This is a genomic window from Paenibacillus sp. UNC217MF (assembly GCF_000686865.1).
GTDB lineage: Bacteria > Bacillota > Bacilli > Paenibacillales > Paenibacillaceae > Paenibacillus_B > Paenibacillus_B suaedae.
Map to the genome: position 1 here is coordinate 545,399 of NZ_KK366028.1, position 22,036 is coordinate 567,434.

Annotated in this window: 15 protein-coding genes; 11 read left to right on the forward strand and 4 right to left on the reverse strand. The window is 48.6% G+C overall.

Going from position 1 to position 22,036, the window contains the following annotated elements; translation table 11 throughout:
* Window positions 1-10 precede the first annotated feature (10 nt).
* Together argH and BP95_RS0124040 are read left to right on the forward strand one after the other, a co-directional pair.
* Complete coding sequence (gene argH / locus BP95_RS0124035) at window positions 11-1,429, forward strand: argininosuccinate lyase (RefSeq protein ID WP_021257101.1); 1,419 nt, start codon at window positions 11-13, stop codon at window positions 1,427-1,429.
* 257 nt (window positions 1,430-1,686) lie between these two features.
* Window positions 1,687-2,862, forward strand: a complete 1,176-nt coding sequence (locus tag BP95_RS0124040; RefSeq protein ID WP_028533420.1) for a KamA family radical SAM protein — start codon at window positions 1,687-1,689, stop codon at window positions 2,860-2,862.
* A gap of 284 nt (window positions 2,863-3,146) precedes the next feature.
* On the opposite strand, the gene BP95_RS0124045 is transcribed toward BP95_RS0124040, so the two are convergent.
* The gene (locus BP95_RS0124045; RefSeq protein ID WP_028533421.1) at window positions 3,147-4,574 is read right to left on the reverse strand and encodes a VanW family protein; all 1,428 of its coding nucleotides are present in this window, start codon (window positions 4,572-4,574) and stop codon (window positions 3,147-3,149) included.
* Between the two features lie 348 nt (window positions 4,575-4,922).
* Here BP95_RS0124045 and ftsE point away from each other — a divergent pair, with 348 nt between their 5' ends.
* The 5 genes from ftsE to BP95_RS0124075 all read left to right on the forward strand — a co-directional run bounded on the left by ftsE (window position 4,923) and on the right by BP95_RS0124075 (window position 11,013).
* Entirely contained in the window at window positions 4,923-5,609 is a 687-nt protein-coding gene (gene ftsE, locus BP95_RS0124050) for a cell division ATP-binding protein FtsE (protein WP_021258837.1), read from the forward strand.
* Entirely contained in the window at window positions 5,599-6,510 is a 912-nt protein-coding gene (ftsX, locus tag BP95_RS0124055; RefSeq protein WP_021257097.1) for a permease-like cell division protein FtsX, read from the forward strand. The genes ftsE and ftsX overlap by 11 nt, the downstream gene beginning before the upstream one ends.
* Window positions 6,511-6,576: 66 nt before the next feature.
* Window positions 6,577-7,827 (forward strand): murein hydrolase activator EnvC family protein, encoded by a 1,251-nt coding sequence (locus BP95_RS0124060; protein ID WP_021257096.1) that lies wholly within the window; start codon window positions 6,577-6,579, stop codon window positions 7,825-7,827.
* An 82-nt stretch (window positions 7,828-7,909) separates the two neighbouring features.
* A complete protein-coding gene (locus BP95_RS0124065) occupies window positions 7,910-9,346 on the forward strand; it encodes a S41 family peptidase (protein WP_021257095.1) in 1,437 nt (478 codons plus the stop codon).
* Window positions 9,347-9,633: 287 nt separating this feature from the next.
* On the forward strand, window positions 9,634-11,013 hold the full coding sequence (locus BP95_RS0124075; RefSeq protein ID WP_021257093.1) for a PDZ domain-containing protein: 1,380 nt from the start codon (window positions 9,634-9,636) through the stop codon (window positions 11,011-11,013).
* 332 nt (window positions 11,014-11,345) lie between these two features.
* Here BP95_RS0124075 and BP95_RS0124080 read toward each other — a convergent pair whose 3' ends face one another.
* Both BP95_RS0124080 and BP95_RS0124085 read right to left on the reverse strand, forming a co-directional pair.
* A complete protein-coding gene (locus BP95_RS0124080; RefSeq protein WP_021257092.1) occupies window positions 11,346-12,158 on the reverse strand; it encodes a flagellar motor protein MotB in 813 nt (270 codons plus the stop codon).
* Window positions 12,142-12,954, reverse strand: a complete 813-nt coding sequence (locus tag BP95_RS0124085; protein ID WP_021257091.1) for a flagellar motor protein — start codon at window positions 12,952-12,954, stop codon at window positions 12,142-12,144. The genes BP95_RS0124080 and BP95_RS0124085 overlap by 17 nt, the downstream gene beginning before the upstream one ends.
* Window positions 12,955-13,449: 495 nt before the next feature.
* Between BP95_RS0124085 and uvrB the strand changes: the two genes are divergently transcribed.
* From uvrB to BP95_RS0124100, 3 genes are all read left to right on the forward strand, one after another.
* The gene (gene uvrB, locus BP95_RS0124090) at window positions 13,450-15,447 is read left to right on the forward strand and encodes an excinuclease ABC subunit UvrB (RefSeq protein WP_028533422.1); all 1,998 of its coding nucleotides are present in this window, start codon (window positions 13,450-13,452) and stop codon (window positions 15,445-15,447) included.
* A gap of 68 nt (window positions 15,448-15,515) precedes the next feature.
* Window positions 15,516-18,392, forward strand: a complete 2,877-nt coding sequence (uvrA, locus tag BP95_RS0124095) for an excinuclease ABC subunit UvrA (RefSeq protein ID WP_028533423.1) — start codon at window positions 15,516-15,518, stop codon at window positions 18,390-18,392.
* A gap of 250 nt (window positions 18,393-18,642) precedes the next feature.
* The gene (locus tag BP95_RS0124100; protein ID WP_028533424.1) at window positions 18,643-19,413 is read left to right on the forward strand and encodes an HAD family hydrolase; all 771 of its coding nucleotides are present in this window, start codon (window positions 18,643-18,645) and stop codon (window positions 19,411-19,413) included.
* Window positions 19,414-19,708: 295 nt separating this feature from the next.
* Here BP95_RS0124100 and BP95_RS0124105 read toward each other — a convergent pair whose 3' ends face one another.
* Window positions 19,709-21,331, reverse strand: a complete 1,623-nt coding sequence (locus BP95_RS0124105) for a nitrite/sulfite reductase (RefSeq protein ID WP_028533425.1) — start codon at window positions 21,329-21,331, stop codon at window positions 19,709-19,711.
* Between the two features lie 401 nt (window positions 21,332-21,732).
* Here BP95_RS0124105 and BP95_RS0124110 point away from each other — a divergent pair, with 401 nt between their 5' ends.
* Window positions 21,733-21,936, forward strand: a complete 204-nt coding sequence (locus tag BP95_RS0124110) for a DUF2759 family protein (RefSeq protein WP_021257086.1) — start codon at window positions 21,733-21,735, stop codon at window positions 21,934-21,936.
* Window positions 21,937-22,036: the final 100 nt, after the last annotated feature.

A 22,036-nucleotide genomic window follows, 5' to 3' on the forward strand; every position in this document is an offset into this window, starting at 1 on the left:
GGAGAGCATCGTGAGCAAACTATGGGGCGGCCGGTTTACGAAACAGACGGATCAACTCGTTGAACAATATACAGCTTCGATTACATTCGATAAAGCAATGGCAGAAGAGGATATACAGGGCAGCCTTGCTCACGTGGCGATGCTGGGGGCTTGCGGTATATTGCCGCAGGAGGATGTAGATCAGATAACGGATGGACTTCATCAGGTCGCGAGTATGATCCGCCGCGGGGAGCTGGATTACTCCGTATCCGATGAGGACATTCATATGAATATTGAAAAAGCGCTCATTGAGCTTGTTGGCCCGGTGGGCGGCAAGCTGCACACTGGACGCAGCCGCAACGACCAAGTGGCGACCGATATGCACTTGTACTTACGCAAGCGTGTGATCACCTTTGTTGAGCTGCTCGTTCAGCTGCAGGAAGCACTTATTGCGCAGGCGAAGGAAAACGTGGATACAATCGTGCCTGGCTATACGCATTTGCAGCGTGCACAGCCGATTCTATTCGCCCATCACTTGATGGCGTATGTCGCAATGTTCGAGCGCGATATCGAGCGTTTGACGGACAGCTATAAGCGCATTGATATGCTTCCACTTGGAGCGGGTGCGCTCGCGGGGACGACATTTGCGATTGATCGTCATTACACCGCGAAGCAGCTTGGCTTCAGCCGCGTATATGAGAACAGTCTTGATGCAGTGAGCGATCGGGATTTCATTGTGGAGTTCCTGTCGAACGCTTCCCTGATTATGATGCACTTGTCCCGCTTGTGTGAGGAGCTTGTGCTCTGGTCGAGCACTGAATTTCAATTCGTGGAGCTGGACGATGCGTTCTGCACGGGTTCCAGTATTATGCCGCAGAAGAAAAATCCAGACGTCGCGGAACTAGTCCGCGGAAAGACAGGGCGGGTATACGGTAATCTCGTGGGCATGCTGACGGTACTCAAGGCATTGCCGCTAGCCTATAACAAGGATATGCAGGAAGACAAGGAAGGCATGTTCGACACTGTGCATACGATGGACGGAGCACTGCGCTTATTTGCACCGATGATCGCTACGATGAAGGTGAATCGCAGCCGCATGCGGGAGGCAGTGCGTCAGGACTTCTCCAACGCAACTGACATTGCAGATTTCCTCGTTGGCAAGGGACTGCCATTCCGTCAGGCGCATGAAGTTATCGGCAAGACGGTGCTGTACTGTATTGAACAGAACAAATACCTGCTTGATCTGACTCTGGAGGAGTTTAAGCAATTCTCTGAGCTGTTCGATGATCGTATCTATGCTGTCCTTCAACCTGAGCAAGTTGTCAATGCACGCAACGTATACGGCGGAACAGCAACGGTGCAGGTGGAGGCCGCCATTGGGCGGGCAGAACAAGCATTGGCACAGAAGGCGCTCTGGATTGAAGCCAACGGTGGGATCAAGCTAGCATAGGAGTTGACGGTAGGCTGATTTCTGTTGGATGGGATTAGCGATAGTATTCAGCATCGACACGAAATCATGCAATTCAACTTATCGAGAGCACTGCGCGTTAATAGCGTCCTGTGAGGCGCTGACGCGCTTGTGCTTATTTTGCATTTGGAGGGAGGTTTCGCTTCGTAGGTTCACCCCTTCCATTGCCTGAATATGTAAACATGTGTATAATTAACTATGTGCATATGCACGATCAAACTTCATAAGGAGGAATGCTAATGCCTCAGCCGAAGTACGTCACCGATATCGACAAGGTCACACAGTTGCCCGAGACGGAAAGGAAACGGCTCAAGCAGATTACCGAGAAATTTGTATTCCGCGTCAACGATTATTATTTGAACCTCATTGATTGGGACGACCCCAATGACCCGATTCGGAAGCTTGTTATCCCGAATACCGGGGAACTGAAAGAGTACGGACGATGGGACGCCTCAGACGAGGACACAAACTACGTAGTCCCTGGCTGCCAGCATAAGTATTCATCCACCGCATTATTAATTGTATCGGAAGTATGCGGCGCCTATTGCCGATACTGCTTCCGTAAGCGACTATTCCGCAACGATGTCAAAGAAGCGATGTCCGATGTGAATCCCGGACTCACTTACATTGCCGAACATCCCGAGATTAACAATGTCCTGCTTACCGGCGGAGACAGTCTGATTCTAGCCACCCCGAAGCTGCGCATGATTTTACAACGTCTGCGCGATATCCCTCATGTTAAGATTATTCGATTGGGCTCCAAGCTGCCCGTTTTCAATCCGATGCGGATTTATGAAGATGAGTTATTGCTGGAGACGATTCGTGAATTTTCAACACCTGACCACCGGATTTATGTGATGGCCCATATTAATCATCCACGAGAAATTACAGAAGAAGCGAAGCGCGGATTCCAAGCACTGCACGAAGCTGGAGCTATCGTAGTCAATCAGACGCCGGTATTGCGGGGAATTAATGATGATGCTGAGGTACTCGGAGAACTGCTAGATAAGCTGTCATGGGCTGGGGTAACCCCGTATTATTTCTTTATTAACCGGCCGGTTGCTGGTAATAGTGAATTCGTCCTCCCATTAAAGGAAGCGTACCAACTCGTTGAAGCAGCCAAGGCGAAGACCTCAGGTCTTGGTAAGCGGGTTAGGTTATCCATGAGCCATACATCAGGCAAAATTGAAATTTTGGCGATTGAGAACGGAAAGGCTTTTCTAAAGTATCATCAATCAAGAGAGGGCAATTATGGCGCGTTCATGGAGCTTGATTGTCCCGATGAAGCTGCTTGGTTCGATGACTTGCCAGGAAATGAACAGTTTTGGACACCACCACGCAAAAAACGGAATGACATCGTATCTGTCAATCAGCTTACAGATATGCCGCGGCAGCGAACGAAGCGGGATGCGTAATGCAATGTTCTGTACCTCGAAAGGGAGAAACTCCTTTCAATGCTGGGTACGGCGGCGTAGATTGAATGATCTCGCCTTGCATCCGGATCCAACTTCATTCTATAAGAGGACGTGGCGCTGGTCGTTGCCTCACCGCATTTCTAATTCTGCATAGATGGTGATTGATTTACGTCCATCATTGGTTTGCCGCAATATAGTTTTATGCTTACACGAGTAAGAGCCCTCCTCATCATTGGCTGAAGGAGGGCTCTTACTATTGAACCTCAACATATTTCCCCAGTTAGCTAATCGTTGAATACCGGCCCGTTGACACCATCCTCTAAAATCGGGCTCTGATCCTTTTTCGAAGAAGACTGCTCCGATCCGCCTGTATTGACCGCTATAAGTGTCGGCTGTGGTCTGTACGTATCCACAAACATTTTTTTGCGTTCGACCTCTTTGCCGTTAACGAGCTTGATCCGGTAAGACTCTACCGTATAGCCCTGTTTCCCTTTCTGGATCGTCTCATGGCTGCCGATAGGGAGATTTGGATTTTTCACATATTTAATCGTTGGCTCCAGTACCTTCAAGGTTTTGGTTTCCATCCGATAGGATACATCCTTATCCATTGTGCCGAAAAATTTAATAATGAGCCGATCGTCCTCAGCAGCAGTTCGAATAATAAGATGCTTGCCGGTTGTGTTTTTGAAGCGGAAATTAATATAGCCCTGAGAGAAGGTGGCATCTAACCCAATTGGTAAGTAAGAGACAGGTAAGGAATGATTGCGTCGCTCGACGATTTCCAGACCAGTGCGAAGTACTGCATTGTATAAGGTGCTCGATACTTGGCAAATGCCTCCGCCAATGCCGGGCACAAGCTTGCCGTTGAAGATGACGGGAGCTTCCTTGAAGCCGTATTTTTTTTCCGTTTCAGCAATGACTTTATCGTAGTCGAAAACCTCACCAGGCTTCAGCACCATGTCATGAATGGTCTGGGCAGCTGCGTTGACATTATGGGTGCGCCCGTCACTGGCTTGCACGAAGCTGGTTGAGAACTCAATAATCTTTCGTTCAATCCCCTCCGCTTTCAGCGATGCTATCGTGACTGGTGGGGCTGTTTTTTGTAGTGGTACCTGTAGTGCAATGGATTGCCCTTCATTCCACGTGTGTGGGATGGAGGTACGGATGAGTTGTTCCAGCTGTAATCGGTCGATGCGAAGGACTGTTTTTTCAGGTGTGTAGCGAATGGTGTCGTCTTTCGTGATTTCCCGCTGTGCATTTACGGGCTTGCCGAATGTATTTTCCTCCCAGTCTGGAGTCAAGCGCTTCGCCCACACGTCTTTATTCCAGCGGAATTGAAGTGTCCATGATGTCGGGAAATAGTAGCGTGCTTGAATTCGTTCCCAGAGAGAGCCTTCCTTCATCTTGTCGAGTGCGCGTAAAATAGGCTCCGCATCATAGGTAACGCCGAGATCAGCAAGTGTAGTTCTGACTGGTTCAACGTTCGTGTCATCGAAGGAGAATTCGAATGGCGTTTGCTCCAATTGCTTAATTTTTGCTTTTAATTGGTCGCGGAAGGCATCCATAGATTGAGAGCCGATATTCCAAGTGGACAGATGTACGTTGGGAGGGATTGTTGGCTGTGAAGCATAGCTGTGAGCCAAGCCCCATACCGCAGTACCTACCAACAAGAGCGAGGCAACGGTTATAAATAGTGCATGGATTTTTTTCACTGCAATAGCCTCCTGCTTATGAAAAAATGAAGAAGAGCGTCCTTGCTTGAAGCAAGCCTAAGGACGAGAAGATTTGATTTATTCATTTTCATACTATATGCGACTTGAATAGCAAACTTGACTCGATGAGTGTAGAGAACAAGGGAACATTGCGTTAGCTGGTTGGAGGGGAGGACTACAGCAAGGGCCGAACTGCTTCCGACGGCGTTAGCTGCTATAGAACGCGGAATGATAGCTGAATGTGGTGCTATGCGTAAAAAGATGTTGAAATTTCCTTTCTTTTAAAGGAATTAGAGCACTTATGTCGAATGTATATTAGCTGATCTTTTAAACTTAGGGTGTGATTATTTGATAGAAATGCAAGATGTATGGAAAACGTATCAAGACGGCTCTCACGCATTGCGCGGCATATCCGTCCAAATTGATAAGGATGAATTCGTCTATTTGGTTGGACCGTCGGGAGCTGGGAAATCGACATTCATGAAATTGATCTATAGAGAAGAAGTGCCTACAAAGGGGCAAATTTTCGTAAGTGGATTCAATATCGGCAAGCTGAAGCAGCGCAAGATTCCGTTCGTTCGGCGCAATATCGGTGTCGTGTTCCAGGACTTTCGGCTTTTGCCGAAGCTGACTGCTTATGAGAATGTTGCCTTCGCGATGGAGGTAATCGAAGCGCCGAAGAAGGTTATTAAGCGTCGTGTGCCTGAGGTGCTTGAGCTGGTTGGATTGAAGCATAAGATGGGCAGTCTGCCGGCACAGCTGTCTGGGGGAGAACAGCAGCGAATCGCGATTGCAAGGGCAATTGTGAATAACCCATCTGTGATTGTGGCTGACGAGCCAACGGGGAACCTCGATCCAGAGACATCATGGGGAATTATGAAGCTGCTTGAGGAAATTAATTTCCGCGGTACGACGATTGTCATGGCTACTCATAACAAGGATATCGTCAATTCGATGCGCAAGCGGGTTATTGCGATCGAGCAGGGACTTATTGTTCGTGACGAGGCACGGGGGGAATACGGCTATGATTTTTAATTCACTGTCCCGCCATGTCAGAGAAGGAAGCAAGAGTATTTTCCGCAATGGATGGATGTCTTTCGCATCGATTAGTACGATAGTGATCTCGTTGTTTATATTAGGTGTGTTCATGTTATTGTCGTTGAATGTAAACGAGATGACGAAGCAAATTGATAACAAGGTACAAATTCGAGTTTATATGAAGCTTGATGCAACACAAGAGCAGAAGGAACTAGTCGCTACAGACATCGGCAATATGTCAGAAGTAAGCAAGGTTATCCCAATCTCCAAGGAAGAGGGCATGAAGCTGCTGGAGAAGAACTTGGGTGAAGATGGCAAGGAACTGCTTAACGGGTATACGAAGGACACGAATCCGCTTCCGGATTCTTTCACGGTTGAAGTATACGATCCAGCAACGATTGGCATAGTCGCGAAGAAGATTAGTGCCATTAATGATACGAATAGCGCGAAGCCGCTGTGGAAGGTCAATTACGGGAAAGGAACGGTCGATACCTTGCTGAAGGTAACGGCAACCGTGCGCAACTTCGGCCTTGTTATTGTAGCGGGCCTAGCTGTTACAGCGATGTTCCTTATTTCGAATACGATTAAAGTTACGATTATGGCTCGTCAGCGCGAGCTTAGCATTATGAAGCTTGTTGGGGCAACCAATTCCTTCATCCGAGGACCGTTCTTCGTTGAGGGGGCTCTCCTAGGCATTGTTGGGTCACTAATTACAGTTGGACTGCTATTTTACGGGTATCAGCAGCTCGTGACGAATTTTGAGCTGGGCTTGCAGATGGTCAAGCTTATTCCACTGCAGGATGCGTGGCTGCTTGTTGGCAGCACTCTAGTGGGACTAGGCATTTTGATTGGCACATGGGGAAGTACGATTTCCATTCGTAAATTTTTGAAAGTATAGATAGCACCCACGAAATGCAGCGTATGAATGATAGGGCCCAAATCGGGGGAGATCGGAGGAACCGGATTGAAACGGAGTACTGGTTTGAAGAAGTGGATCACGTTATTCGCAAGCTTTGCAATTGTCTTCTCGATGGCGCCGCCATCTACGGGACAAGCATCAGAGTTGGACAAGGTCAATCAGCAATTGAAGCAGCTTCAGAGTGAGATGCGTCAAGCGGAGAATAAGCAGCAAGAAGCGAAGTCCATGAAGGCCGAAGCAACGAAGTTGCTTGGAAAGACGCAGAAGGATATGGACTATCTTCTGTCTGAGATTGATAAGAAAGCTAATGAGATGGCGAATGTCGCTCATCAAATAGATGAAACAGAATTAAATTTGGCTGAGGCAGCAGATGAACTGCAGAAGGTCAACAAACGAATTGATGAACGTGAGGATTTGCTGGATACGCGTGTGCGATTGATGTATACGAACGGCGTCGTGTCCTACATAGATGTATTGTTTAGTGCGACAAGCTTTTCTGATTTCCTGGATCGATTCGATTCATTGCAATCGATCGCTGAACAAGATAAGGAAATATTGGCGGAGCATAAGCGTGACAAGCAGCTTGTAGTCCAGAAGAAGCAGGAGATCGAGACGAACCTGAAGCAAGTAAAATTGCTGTATGCGAAGCTCGATAATGCGAAGAAGGACTTAATGCTGAAGGAAAAAGAAAAAGAAGTCATGATTGCAAGCTATAATAAGCAAATTGACGAGTCAGATGACGCGAGTGAGGAGCAGGACAGACTGCTCGTTGAGTTTGCGAAAAAACGTGCCGAGCTGCTCCGTAAGAAGAATGAGCTGATGAAGCCGAAGGAGAAGCCAAAGCCGAAAGCGAAGCCAAGAAGCAGTTCGAACCCGTCGAGCTCAGCGTACTCGGGCGGCAAATTTGCGGTTCCTCTTCATGATGATTATTATATCTCTTCACGATTCGGTTCGCGCACGGATCCGATTACTGGGAAACAAGGAGCGTTCCATAGCGGTCTCGATATGGCCACGCCGGGAGGTACAGATATCTATGCTGCTGAATCAGGTACAGTTCTGATTGCAGAATGGTGGTCTGGATACGGCAACTGTGTCGTCATCGATCATGGAAATGGCGTTTGGTCCCTGTATGGACATATCCGCAACGGTGGAATTAAAGTATCGAAGGGTGACCAAGTTTCACGTGGCGACAAGATTGCAGAGGTAGGTGCAACAGGCCGGGCAACAGGCAACCACCTCCACTTCGAAGTTCGCGTGGATGGAGAACGGGTTGATCCGGAACCTTATTTGAAATAAAAATGGCAGTTTCGACATATACTAAGATGAATGTTGACTGAGTAAGCGTAGGGAACATAGGGAAGACAAAGGCGGTGATTCGATGTCATTCAAAGGGCGAACCGTCGCTCTGCTCGTCGGAGCGGCTATGCTGACAGGCAGTGCCTTAACGTTTACAGTAATGGACTTGCCGATATTTGCGAGTGGTGGACAAGCTGCATCGACAGGCAATGGTTTATCAGCGAGCGAGATGCAGAAGCTGAACTCGGCGTTAGGCATTATCGAGAATAAATACGTTACCGCCGTTGAGCGCAACAAGATTGTAAATGGCGCTGTTCATGGCATGATCGCCGCGCTTAATGATCCTTACTCCTCCTTTATGGAGAAAGAGGAAGCGGAGCAATTCAATCATAGCATTGAAGGTGCTTTTACTGGGATTGGCGCGGAAGTGACGATGGAGAACGGCGAAGTGACGGTAGTATCGCCGATTAAGGGATCACCTGCTGAGAAGGCCGGTGTCAAGCCGAAGGACGTGCTGATTTCCGTAAATGGCGAGAGTCTGGAGGGCAAAAATCTAAACGAGGCAGTAGCGAAAATCCGCGGCCCGAAGGGTACGAAGGCTAAAATACTTATCAAGCGGGCAGGGCAAACAGTTCCACTTGAGCTCGTCGTTGTGCGAGACGAAGTAGACATGGAAACTGTATATCCAAAGATGCTGGATGGAAATATTGGCTATATTGAGATTCGTCAATTCTCATTGAATACGTTCGATCGTTTCAAGGAAGAGCTTGAAAAGCTGGAGAAGCAGGGAATGAAGGGGCTTGTTATCGATGTGCGTAACAATCCGGGCGGTGTGCTCGATATTGTGCAGAAGATGACAGAGCTGTTCGTTCCGGAAGGCAAGTCCATTGTTCAAGTGGAGGATCGGAACAAAGAACGCAGCAGCTACTTGTCTAAGGGGACTGCGAAGCTGAAGCCATATCCGGTCACGATGCTGACGAATAAGGGCAGCGCCAGTGCCTCTGAAATCATGGCCAGCGCGTTGAAGGAATCTGCTGGAGCGAAGCTCATCGGTGAGCATACATTCGGCAAGGGAACAGTACAGACGAGCTATAATTCTGGAGATGGCGGTCTGATCAAGATTACAATTGCGAAGTGGTTAACGCCGCAAGGCAATTGGATTCATCAGAAGGGCATCGAGCCAGATATTGCGATTCAGCAGCCTGACTTCTATTATGTCGCTCCTGTTCCGAAGGATAAGACGCTCGCATTTGATATGAATGATGCGAATGTCAAGAATGTTCAGATTATGCTTGATGGACTTGGTTACAAGCCAGGTCGTAAGGATGGCTATTTCTCCAAAGAGACAGAGGCTGCCGTTAAGGAGTTCCAGCAAGCATCTAAGCTGACCGTCACGGGCAAGGTTGACGCAAAGACGGGAGAACAGCTTGAGCAGGCGATTGTTAAGGCCATGCGGGATCCAAAGAACGATGCACAGCTGCATAAGGCGGTTGATGTACTGAAGAAGGAAATCCGCTAAATGCTGTCGAATATAAAGAAGGTCGTGAGCTTCGGCTTCGGCCTTCTTTTTCTTTTGATTGCAAGATTGGGTTTTCGGGTAAATGGATACGTGATGAGTAATGTATTACGTATAAAGTTCGTCTCCATTAAGGTTATAAAGGGTTATAGAAAGTGGGTATTTGGTTTGAAGGCAAGATGGTTAGTAAGCTTGAAGACAAGGATGGCTGCAGGTGGGCAGCCTAGAGGGTACGTGTTCAGCATAGATAGAGTGCGTAGTCTAATTGGTGATGGAGAGGGGCGAATCATGTGAACCTGCTGGTGGATATCAGTATTCGGGTAGGCGAGGCTGTATTGCAATGGCTGATCTCGCCATTTTATTGGCTGTCCATTCTACTCATTGCCATGCACTATCGCAGGCAAGTGATTCTGGAGCGAAGACTGTTCGCAGTGAAGATGCACAGCTGGATCACCCATACCTGGCATGCATGGCTCGGTGGCTTGATTTCAGGCATCCTCGTAACGTTCGCTGCAATTGGACTCGGCGTGTCTCTAACACGGGAAGTGATCGTGCTGCTGTGGATCATTGCTCTCGTGCTGTTGCTTATTCGTGTTCGATTTCTGTGTCTTGCTTATGCGGCAGGCTTGCTTGCTATTATACAATTTGTATTAAATACATGGGTGACAACATGGAATCCAGATGGATGGCTAGGGGATACCGTTGCTTCAGTGCGTGGGATGGACGCTGCTGGGTTGCTGGTGCTTGTCGCACTTCTGCATGCGGCTGAAGCTGTCCTTATTCGCAAGCAGGCAGCGCGTATGGCTGGGCCGATGTTCATGGAGAGCAAGCGTGGACGCGTCGTCGGGGCCTATCGCATGCAGAGCATGTGGCCAGTTCCGCTGCTTCTACTCTTTCCAGCGGGTGAGGGAGCAGCTTTGCCTTGGACGCCGTTGTTCGGTGGAGAACTGTGGCAGCATGGTTGGTCACTCATTGCGTTTCCGATTGTTATTGGCTTCTCCGAGCTGACGTTTACGAAGCTTCCACAGCAGAAAGCAGCGCTAAGCAGTACGCGTTTGTTCGCGTATGCGTCACTGTTGCTTGCGATTTCATTAGCTGCTGCTTGGTGGGCGCCGCTTGTGCCTGTGGCCGCAATTGCAGCGATCGGCATGCATGAGGGCTTAATCTGGTTGAGTCGCAGAGAAGAAGCGGAACATAGTCCGGTGTTCACCCAAGATGCTGGAGGACTCCGCATTTTGGCTGTCCTGCCGAATAGTCCGGCAGCGGAGCTTGGTATTATGCAAGGTGAAGTGATTGTGAAGGTGAACGGTGTGAAGGTAAGGACGAAGGCGGAGCTGCATCAGGCACTCCGTATGAATTCCGCGTTCTGTAAGCTGGAAGTGAACAACTTATCAGGTGAGGTTCGTTTCTTGCAGCGGGCTATTTATGCTGGTGAGCACCATCAGCTGGGCGTATTGCTTGCTCCTGATGATCGGGTTGAATATGTAGCAGTTACACGGGCTCCGTCCTTATTTTCATACTTGTTAGTGCCTTGGACTCGTTCCAAGCGCGGAGCAAAGCGTAAGCTGCGCGAGCAAGCAGAGAACGATGTGCAGTCTGCAGACCACATGAGTGAGGCTGCGAAGACGTTGAATGCATCAATGCCTACAGATGTGGATAATCGAGCATAGTAAGGATAATAATTTTCGGGAATCCAATCTACTCAATTGTTTTTGGGGATATACAGCAAACTGAGTGGGATTTGTATACGAGAATCGAGATTAAGCATTTAACAAAAAGGGATTAATCAGAGTCAGTTGTGCAACTACTCTAATTAATCCCTTTGTTTTTTGAACTCAAATATATCTAATCTTGTGGATTGTGGATAATAGGATTGAAATATATGATTTTGTCGACAAGTTGTTAACATTCTGTAGATAAGTCCGTGAATAACGTGGATAAGTACGGTTTATCCTGTGAATAACTATTGGATAACCATGCGCTTGAATCAGCTAACGAACGTCTATTGCACCATTTTCCGCAGAACAATGATTTCTACGCGTCGATTTTGTTGACGATGTTGCTCTGTGTCGTTATCCACAAGTGGACGAGTTTCGCCATAGCCGGCAATTTGGAATTGTGCGGCATCGAGCTTGTTATCATCTACGAAGTAACGAAGAACGGATAGGGCTCGTGCAGCGGATAGCTCCCAGTTATCCTTATAGCGGCCGCCTTGGGCGAACGGTAAGTTGTCCGTGTGTCCCTCAATGCTAATGGATGTACTCAGCTTCGGAAGTAAGGTAGCAAGCTTCTTCAGTGGAGGGAGTGCATCATCCTTCAATTCAGCACGACTTAAATCGAACAGCAGTCGATCGCTCATTCGGATGGCGATTCCTTTTGGCGTATCAGATACGGTGATTTGGCTGCCCAGTTTGTTCTCATCGATATATTGCTGGATGACACCCATGAAGTTTTTCAGCTCTGCCTCTTGCTTGCGGAAAGCCAGATCCTTGTTCGTAATTGTACCTATTGCCACGGCTTTTTCTTCCTTGTCCTTGCCGTCGGCTCCGTCTTGTTTGGTTTGTTTGTCTCCTGTTTGTCCTGGCTTCGCATAGGATCCATCCAGAATGGTGGAGCCCTTTAAGGACGTATCCGTATTGCGGAAGGATACCTGCAGTGTTTCAGACAGAGACTCATATTTATCCACATCAATCTTACTCATGGCATACATGACGACGAAGAAGATCATGAGCAGGGTGATGAGATCCGCGTACGTAATAAGCCAGCGCTCGTGATTCTCAGCGTGTGCTCCTGATTTTCTATTTCTGCGTCTCATGAATCATCCCCCGCTTTGCTTCTGGAACCAACTTGAGTGGTTCGAAGGAGTCTTCGGCGAGCAGGAATGAGCCGAGTTTTTTGCGAATAATTTGCGGGTTCTCGCCGGCTTGTACCGCTAAAATTCCATATTCGATCATTTCCATGACACGTAATTCTTCCATGCTGCGCGCTTTAATTTTACTCCCAATCGGCAAGTAAATGATATTCGCGGTTGCAACCCCGTATAGGGTGGCTGTGAAGGCAACGGCAATGGATGGTCCGAGCGAAGACGGATCTGACAAATTGCCGAGAACGTGGATAAGACCCATAACGGTTCCGATAATCCCCATTGTTGGCGCATAACCGCCAGCTGCTTCAAATATTTTTGCATAGCCTTCATGTTTTTCTTCGATGGCGTCCATCTCCAGCTCCATCATCTGCTTCACGAGCTCGGGATCAGTTCCGTCTACAATCATCATGATGCCATCACGCAAATATCCGTTCTCATGCTTGTGAGCATCGTTCTCCAAGGCGAGGACACCTTCTCTGCGAGCGACAGTACTCATAGCGACGATGTCGTCGATTAATTGCTGTGCGTTTGTTGAGTTGCGGCCGAACGCCATCTTAAGCGCGTTCGGGATACTGCGTAGCCGATTGCCCGGGAAGCTGATGACGACAGCGGCAATCGTTCCGCCGAAGACGATCAGTGCAGCTGTTTTCTCCCACAGGCCACCCATTTGTCCACCTTCCCACAGGAAGCCTCCGATGAGTGCAGCTAAGCCGGCAAGAATGCCAATTACAGTAGTTTTGTCCATAGATAATCCTCTCTCCCGTTCAGTGTTTCCCATTTGCATCCAATCGATGAAAAGAGTATAATGGAAAAGGGAACAAACATTCTTATTTTTCATATGTAAAGATGATGTCCGCCTCATGCGGGATCCTTCTTTGCAACGATTTCAGCATCCATACTATATCATGGCAACAGACCTAAGCGAACCCATTGTTTCGCCATGCTGTACCTGATATGTTTATCGGGTGGAAATTGGGTAAAGTTTAGGGGAAGAGGGCGCTTGCGGGCCTGTACCAAAGTTTTGAGTCAAGAGTCCTAGGGTGTCCCAGAACGAGCGTTTTTTGCGCGAATAAGCAGGATGAAATGCCTATAAACAGAGAATGAGGCAGAAATTTATTTTCATTACAGTAGCGTTTTGCTGTACGGGTCGGAGTACGGCTGCATAATGCAGTTCTAAGCTCTGACAGATACAGTTCATCATATAAAATCTACATGATATTAAATAGAAAGTGGTGAAGTTGTGACGGACTTTGAAAGGGAAGACAGACCTTTTGAGCTAGTATCCGAGTTCTCCCCTCAAGGAGATCAGCCTAAGGCGATTGAACAATTGGTTGAAGGCGTCCATCAAGGGAAACGGTATCAGACGCTGCTCGGAGCGACAGGAACAGGGAAGACCTTCACCATCGCCCAGACGATAGCTCAGTTGAATCGTCCTACGTTAATTATTGCTCACAATAAGACTCTCGCTGCACAGCTGTGCAGTGAATTCAAGGAATTCTTCCCGAACAATGCTGTGTCTTATTTCGTCAGCTACTACGATTACTATCAGCCAGAAGCCTATATTCCTTCTTCCGATACGTATATTGAGAAGGATTCCAGTATCAATGAAGAGATCGACAAACTTCGTCACTCTGCTACCAGCTCCTTGTTCGAACGCCGTGATGTTATTATTGTGGCGAGTGTATCGTGCATCTATGGCTTGGGTTCCCCGATGGAGTACGGCAACCTCGTATTGTCGCTTCGGGTGGGGATGGAGAAACCGCGGAACGCGATTCTTAGCAAGCTAGTCGACATTCAATACCAGCGCAATGATATGAACTTCACACGCGGTACGTTTCGCGTGCGGGGCGATGTCGTTGAAATCTTCCCAGCCTCGAACGGTGAGAACGCAGTTCGTGTGGAGCTATTCGGTGACGAGATCGAGCGAATTACTGAGATAGATGTGCTGACTGGTGAAATTATTGGTGAACGTGAACATATCGCAATCTTCCCAGCGTCTCACTTCGTAACGCGAGAAGAGACAATGAAGGTGGCTCTCGTCAATATAGAGCGTGAATTGGAAGAAAGGTTAGAAGAATTGCGCAGTATGGGCAAGCTGTTAGAAGCACAGCGTTTGGAGCAGCGTACTCGCTATGATATCGAGATGATGCAGGAGATGGGCTTCTGTTCGGGGATCGAGAACTACTCCGGACCGCTCACATTCCGTGAACGCGGTGCAACACCGTATACGTTGCTTGACTATTTCCCTGACGACTTCCTTGTCGTGGTCGATGAGTCTCATGTTACGCTCCCACAGGTGCGTGCGATGTACAACGGCGACAGAGCGCGGAAGGAAGTGCTCGTTGAGCATGGATTCCGTTTGCCGTCGGCGATGGATAATCGACCGCTCAAGTTTGAGGAGTTCGAGCAGAAAGTAGGTCAGGCTGTGTTCGTATCAGCGACGCCGGGGCCGTTCGAGCTTGAGCATACTCCGAAGATGGTAGAGCAAATTATTCGTCCGACAGGTCTTCTGGATCCGATTATTGAAGTACGGCCTACGAAGGGGCAGATTGACGACTTAATTGAAGAAATTCGCATTCGCTTGGATAAAGACGAGCGTGTCCTTGTGACGACGTTAACGAAGAAGATGTCCGAGGACTTAACCGATTATTTGAAGGAAATCGGCATTAAGGTGCGTTATTTGCATTCTGATATTAAAACCTTGGAACGGATGATGCTGCTGCGTGATTTGCGGCTGGGCGTGTACGATGTGCTTGTCGGCATCAACTTGCTGCGTGAAGGGCTCGACTTGCCGGAAGTATCGCTGGTTGCGATTTTGGACGCAGATAAAGAAGGCTTCCTTCGCGCAGAACGCTCGCTCATTCAGACGATTGGGCGTGCGGCACGGAATGCATCAGGACGTGTCATCATGTACGGGGATAAAATGACGGATTCGATGCATAAGGCCATCACGGAGACCGAACGGCGCCGCAAGATTCAGATGGCGTTCAATGAGGAACATGGCATTACGCCACAGACAATCCGCAAGAAAGTGCGCGATGTGATCGAGGCGACGAAGACAGCGGAGTCGAAGGAAGGGTACGATATCAGCAAGTCTGTCGAGAAGATGTCGAAGAAGGATCGTCAGTCGGTCATTCAGCGATTGGAAGCGGAAATGAAAGATGCCGCGAAGAACCTCCAATTCGAACGAGCAGCCGAACTGCGTGATGCTTTGTTGGAATTGAAGGCGATGGACTAATATAGAGTAGTAATTTTAGATGCCGTACGTGGTTCGAGTGAACCTGAACGAGCAGGAGGGGTAATCCATTGGCTAGTGAACATATTGTGATTAAAGGGGCGCGTGCCCACAACTTGAAAAATATCGATGTGACGATCCCGCGCGACAAGTTCGTTGTACTTACGGGTCTTAGCGGCTCGGGCAAATCGTCATTAGCCTTCGACACGATTTACGCTGAAGGGCAGCGCCGGTATGTGGAGTCCCTATCCGCTTATGCGCGTCAATTTCTCGGGCAAATGGAGAAGCCGGACGTCGATTCCATCGATGGGCTATCTCCAGCCATCTCAATTGATCAGAAGACGACAAGCCGCAATCCGCGTTCAACGGTTGGTACGGTTACGGAAATCTACGACTACTTGAGACTATTGTTCGCACGTGTCGGTCATCCACATTGTCCAGAGCACGGAATAGAGATTACGTCGCAAACCGTGGAACAGATGGTGGATCGTATCATGTCGTACCCAGAGCGTACGAAGCTGCAATTGCTAGCCCCAGTCATTTCTGGACGCAAAGGGGAGCATAAGACAGTATTTGCTGATATTCAAAAGCAAGGCTTCGTGCGGGTTCGTGTGGATGGAGAATTGCGTGATGTGTCCGAGACGATTGAGCTGGAGAAGAATCGCAAGCACAATATCGAGGTTGTTGTAGATCGAATTGTCGTGAAGGAAGATGTGCAATCGCGTCTCGCCGATTCGATTGAGACAGCGTTGAAGCTGTCAGACGGCAAGCTGATTGTGGATATTATCGGCGAGGAAGAGTTGGTGTTCAGCTCGAATCTGGCTTGTCCAGAATGCGGCTTCAGTATCGATGAGCTTGCTCCCCGCATGTTCTCCTTCAATAGTCCATTTGGTGCTTGTCCAGAATGTGATGGACTCGGTATGAAGATGATTGTCGATCCTGAACTGCTGGTGCCGGATCGTGAGCGCACGATTGAGGATGGCGCTTTTGAAGCATGGGCAGGCAGCACGTCGAACTACTATCCGCAGTTCTTGGCTGCGGTATGTGAGCATTATGGAATTTCTACGGATGTTCCGGTATCACAATTAGACAAGGAACAGATGTCCAAATTGATGAATGGTACGGGCGGTGAAAAGGTTCGCTTCCGATATGAGAATGATTTCGGTCATAAGAAGGAAGCCTTTGTGCCGTTTGAAGGTATCGTTCATAATCTGGAGCGCCGCTACCGTGAGACGGCATCCGAGGGCATCCGTGAATATATTGAAGGGTTTATGAGTGCGAAGCCATGCGCCTCCTGCAAAGGGCATCGTTTGCGCAAGGAAAGCTTGGCGGTTACGGTAGGCAATGAGAACATGGCCTATGTCACCTCGCTCTCTATCGGAGAAGCGCAGCGTTTCTTTAGCGGCTTAGAGCTATCAGAGAAGGAGCAGTTGATTGCTCACCTCATTCTGAAGGAGATAAATTCGCGTCTTGGCTTCCTCGTGAACGTCGGGCTTGAGTATTTGACCTTGAACCGTGCAGCGGGAACGCTATCTGGCGGAGAGGCACAGCGCATTCGCTTGGCGACACAGATTGGCTCGAGCTTGATGGGCGTTCTGTACATTTTGGACGAGCCTAGTATCGGTCTGCATCAGCGTGATAATGATCGCTTAATCCAGACGCTGGAGCATATGCGCAACCTCGGGAATACGCTTATCGTTGTCGAGCATGACGAGGATACGATGCTTGCAGCCGATTATATTATCGATATCGGCCCTGGCGCTGGTATCCACGGCGGTATGGTTGTAGCTGAAGGCACGCCGAAGCAGATCATGAAGGATAAGAACTCGCTTACCGGGGCTTATTTGAGCGGTCGCAAGTTTATCCCCGTACCTGAGGAACGCCGCAAGACGGATGGACGCTGGCTGGAGGTTCGCGGTGCGAAGGAGAACAATTTGCGCGGCGTTCATGCAAAGATTCCACTGGGCGTCTTCACCGCAGTAACTGGCGTATCCGGCTCAGGCAAGTCGACACTCGTCAACGAGATCTTGTACAAAACGCTGGCGCGAGATTTGAACAAGGCAAAGGTACGCCCAGGTGAGCACAAGGAAATTCGAGGACTTGAGCATATCGATAAAGTCATTGATATCGATCAATCCCCAATTGGGCGAACGCCACGTTCGAATCCAGCCACGTATACAGGTGTATTCGATGATATCCGTGACCTGTTCTCTTCAACGAATGAAGCGAAGATCCGTGGCTACAAGAAGGGACGCTTCAGCTTCAACGTGAAGGGCGGACGCTGTGAAGCATGTCGTGGAGACGGGATTATTAAGATTGAGATGCACTTCCTGCCTGACGTCTATGTACCTTGTGAGGTATGTAAGGGCAAGCGATACAATCGTGAGACGCTGGAAGTGAAATACAAAGGGAAGAACATCGCAGATGTGCTGGAAATGACGATCGAGGATGCAGTGGAGTTCTTCCAGAACGTTCCTCGTATCCATCGCAAGATTCAGACATTGCTTGATGTCGGCCTTGGGTACATGAAGCTCGGACAGCCTGCGACAACATTGTCTGGCGGTGAGGCACAGCGCGTGAAGCTGGCAGCTGAGTTGTATCGCCGGAGCACAGGCAAGACGATTTACATTCTGGATGAGCCGACTACAGGTCTTCACGTTGCGGATATTGATCGCTTGCTGCATGTGCTGCATCGACTTGTCGATTCCGGTGAGTCGGTGCTCGTTATCGAGCACAATCTGGATGTTATTAAGACCGCAGACTATATTATTGACTTGGGTCCAGAAGGCGGCAGCGGAGGCGGAACAATCGTTGCGCACGGAACGCCGGAGCAAGTCGTCACGGTACCTGCGTCTTATACAGGCAAGTACTTGAAGCCGATCTTGGAGCGCGATGCGGAGCGTACGAAGCAGCTAACGAAGAAGGATCGGGAAGCGCAGCAAGTGTAGAATCAGCATCGTTTCATTGATGTACGATACAGGCACGGTACGGCTTATAACAGCTGGCCGTGCCTTTTTGTGCAGTTTGTTTTTCGAACGTGTTATTAAATGTGTTTTGGATGTGTCTCCTGGAATTGCCATTTAACATCCCGATCCCATGTCGAGAAATGTTGAAGCAGTTAAGGAATGCAGCAGGAGACCGAGCTATGTATGCCGAAATGGTAGGGCAACGATAATGATCTTGCAGAGGATGGTGCAGATGGTTCAGCTTCAAGTAGGTTCTTGCAGTGCAAAGGTGCGCGGTATTTTGTTCGACAAGGATGGAACGCTGTTACAGTTCATTAGCCTGTGGGGCTGGTGGGCGGAGACGGTAATGAAGGGATTGGAACAGGAGCTGAAGCAAGAGGGCGGCTCTTTGCCGGAAGATCCGGGATATATTTTAGGCGTTCACATCGAGCCAGATGGATCGATACGTTCGCATGATCGGCAAGGGCCACTGGCGATGGGTTCTCCGACGCAGATGATTTCGATCGCGACTTATTTGCTCTATAAAGAAGGAGTGCCGTGGAACCGCGCTGTGCAGCGGGTAACTGAGGTGTTTGAGCAGGCAAATGAGCAATTGCTGGAGCATGCTAATATAATCCCGGTAACAGGCGTTGTGCCGTTTCTGGAACGCTGCCGTCAGCATGGACTTAAGATGGCGGTTGTAACAGCAGATGATAAGGGGCCATCTGAGCAGCATTTGGAGAAGATGGGAATCCGCCATTATTTCGATGCGGTCGTTGGCGATGATTGTGTAGCTCAAGGGAAGCCTTATCCGGACATGGTGGAGCTGGCCTGCCGAGAGATCGGTCTGGAACCACATGAGATAGCTGTGATCGGAGATTCGGTTGGGGATATGGAAATGGGACACGCTGCTGGCTCAAGTCTTCAAATCTTCATTGATGAAGCGAATCAATTTGATACAGCGCCTGAATCCGCAGATGTGATGATTCGTTCTTACGAGGAGATTCAACTGAAGGACGAGTAATAGGCATAAGGCAACTTACAGCACATGTTAGGCTGAATCATGGTACGATAAGTAATGTTAGGAGCAATGTTAGGCAAGTCATTTTTAGCTAAGGCGATTAATCGTACGAAGGCTGCAGTATAATAATCGCAGAGTATGGTGCATGCTGGACGAAGACAAGTAATAATGCAGAACTTTTCTCAATAAATCATATGCTGTGAAATGAAGAGACCAGCCAGAGCGCTTAGCTAAGGTTGGTCTCTTGTTCATAACAGGGGAGGCTGGTGCGGGGTGGATGTATTCTCTCTCATTAGGCTTAGCCGATAGGAGCAGCTAGAATCTCGGTCAGGCGCTGCTGGAACGCTTCTGCACCGACACGGAGGAAGAAATGATGGAATGTCTCATTTGCTTTGCGCTCCTCTTTATAGAAGCGAAGGAGCTGTTCTATGACGTATGGGACGTCGTCGCCCTTTACACGCCCTTTCAACGTTGTGTTGAAACGGGCATTCGGGCCGAGTATGCCACCGACTGCGATATCGAAAGCATCGACCATGCCTTGCTCCGTCTTCACGAGAGAGCCCTGTAAGCCGATATCAGCGACATGCTTCTGACCGCAGGCGTTAGGACAACCAATGAAGTGAATGCGAATTTGTTCATCCAGATCGGTGATATGCTCATCCAAATAGTCAGCTACGCGTCTTGCGCGTTCCTTCGTTTCTACGATCGCTAGGTTGCAGAATTCGTTGCCTGTGCATGATACCGTCCGGCTCATGAATGGCTTAGGATGTGGCGTAATGCGCTGCAGCACGGGGAGAGCAAGAACCTCGTCAATGTGAGATTCAGGTATGCCAGTCAGAACAATGTTCTGGGACATCGTTGTCCGTAGTAATCCGTCACCGTATTGTTCAGCTGCGTCAGCCAGCTGGCGGAACTCGTGGCTATCCAACCGGCCGATTGGCACGTTGAGTCCAATATAGAAGAGGCCGTTCTGTTTCTGTGGATGTACGCCGTCGAAGTAGGCTGCTTGCCAGCCGACGGTTCTATCCTCACCACGAGTAGGGAACTTGCCGATCAGCTCCTCCAAGCGATTCTGGAAAGCCTCTACACCCCAAGCCGCGATAAGGAACTTCAGACGGGCATGATGGCGCTTCTCACGGAATCCATTGTCACGGAATAGTGTCGTTACGCCGATGGCGACCTTGAGCACTTCCTCAGGGCGTATGAACATATCAAGCTTTTGCGCCAAGTGCGGCTTGGCGGACAATCCACCTCCGACATGGGCGTGGAAGCCGATCACTTCTTCATCATCAATGATTTTGACGGCAGGGGTGAAGGCTAAGTCATTTATTTCAGCATGCGCATTGTTATAGATGTTGGCGGAAATCGACATTTTGTATTTGCGCGGCAAGTTGGAAAAGTCTCGATTCAAGAGGAAAAAATCATTTACTTCATTTACGAGATCGGTTGTATCCATTAATTCATTGGGATCAATGCCAGCAAGCGGATTGCCGACAATCGTTCGCGGGCAGTCGCCGCAAGCCTCATAGGAATAGAGTCCAACCTGTTCAAGACGGTTGAAGATATCGGGGAAGTCCTCGACTCTCAGCCAGTGGTACTGAATCGCTTGGCGTGTTGTTACGTCCATCAGGCTTCGGCCGTATAGCTCAGCGATATCGGCTAGCGTTCGAGCTTGAGCGGCGGACATAATACCGGAATTGATGCGGATGCGCATCATGAAATGTCCGTCCTTCGGCTTCTGCTCATAGACACCGGCCCACTTGAAACGACCTTTGTCATCTTCGGGGATGGATTCATAGCCTTGCTGCGCATACGTCTCGATAATATCGCGAATGACATCAAGACCGTCCTTCTCCATTTTGACAAACTCGAACTTATTCAGCTTTACAGGGTCTTGCATCCAAATTGGATCATAAGCCATTGGCAGTCCCTCATTTCCTCTAAACTTGTTTATTCCGATATAAATAGTATGTTTTATAGATGAGGTAATCGTAACATATTTCCAGCAAGGCGACAATGCATGGTGAAGACAAGTGCTATTATAATTTCTGATGAATACATTCAATTTCTCTTATGAATGGCATCGGGAGAATTAAGCCAAGTAAAGTGAAAGGCACAGGTACGGAATGATGTGGCGAAAACATGTCCATCTAATCTCTCACTCAATGACAACTATCATGCAGGGTTTCAATGACAAGGGATAAATCATGAAATATTGGTGACAATCTTGTTAAATATGAAAAATTTGCCTTGATTCTTTTGCTGGGTAAATATAACATAGATGCATATGAGTATAATGAACGTGTAGAGGGAGGTCACACCATGTTTTTGGCCGAAGCAGCACAACAGAGCGAAAGCACCTATCAGCATTTTGATCTATTTATGATTGCGTTTACTTTACTCTTGATCTGGGCAGTTCTACGCCAAGTCAAGCAGCGTCCTCGCAACCTATTTGCGCTCGGCTTCGCCGTTGTGAGCTTGCTTGTCTTTTTATATGCGGATTGGGTAATGGTGCAGGGTTGGTAATCGCCATCAAGCCTTTGAACAATTGATCTTCACATATCACATAAGGCGATACATACATGTCCTACAGACAGACTCCTTGGTGGATAACATCAAGGAGTCT

Coding starts and splice junctions, on each gene's coding strand:
- BP95_RS0124110 (WP_021257086.1), top strand. CDS start 21,733: ATGTTTTTGGCCGAAGCAGCACAACAGAGCGAAAGCACCTATCAGCAT.
- BP95_RS0124040 (WP_028533420.1), top strand. CDS start 1,687: ATGCCTCAGCCGAAGTACGTCACCGATATCGACAAGGTCACACAGTTG.
- ftsX (WP_021257097.1), top strand. CDS start 5,599: ATGATTTTTAATTCACTGTCCCGCCATGTCAGAGAAGGAAGCAAGAGT.
- BP95_RS0124085 (WP_021257091.1), bottom strand. CDS start 12,954: ATGGACAAAACTACTGTAATTGGCATTCTTGCCGGCTTAGCTGCACTC.
- BP95_RS0124100 (WP_028533424.1), top strand. CDS start 18,643: ATGGTTCAGCTTCAAGTAGGTTCTTGCAGTGCAAAGGTGCGCGGTATT.
- BP95_RS0124080 (WP_021257092.1), bottom strand. CDS start 12,158: ATGAGACGCAGAAATAGAAAATCAGGAGCACACGCTGAGAATCACGAG.
- BP95_RS0124065 (WP_021257095.1), top strand. CDS start 7,910: ATGTCATTCAAAGGGCGAACCGTCGCTCTGCTCGTCGGAGCGGCTATG.
- BP95_RS0124105 (WP_028533425.1), bottom strand. CDS start 21,331: ATGGCTTATGATCCAATTTGGATGCAAGACCCTGTAAAGCTGAATAAG.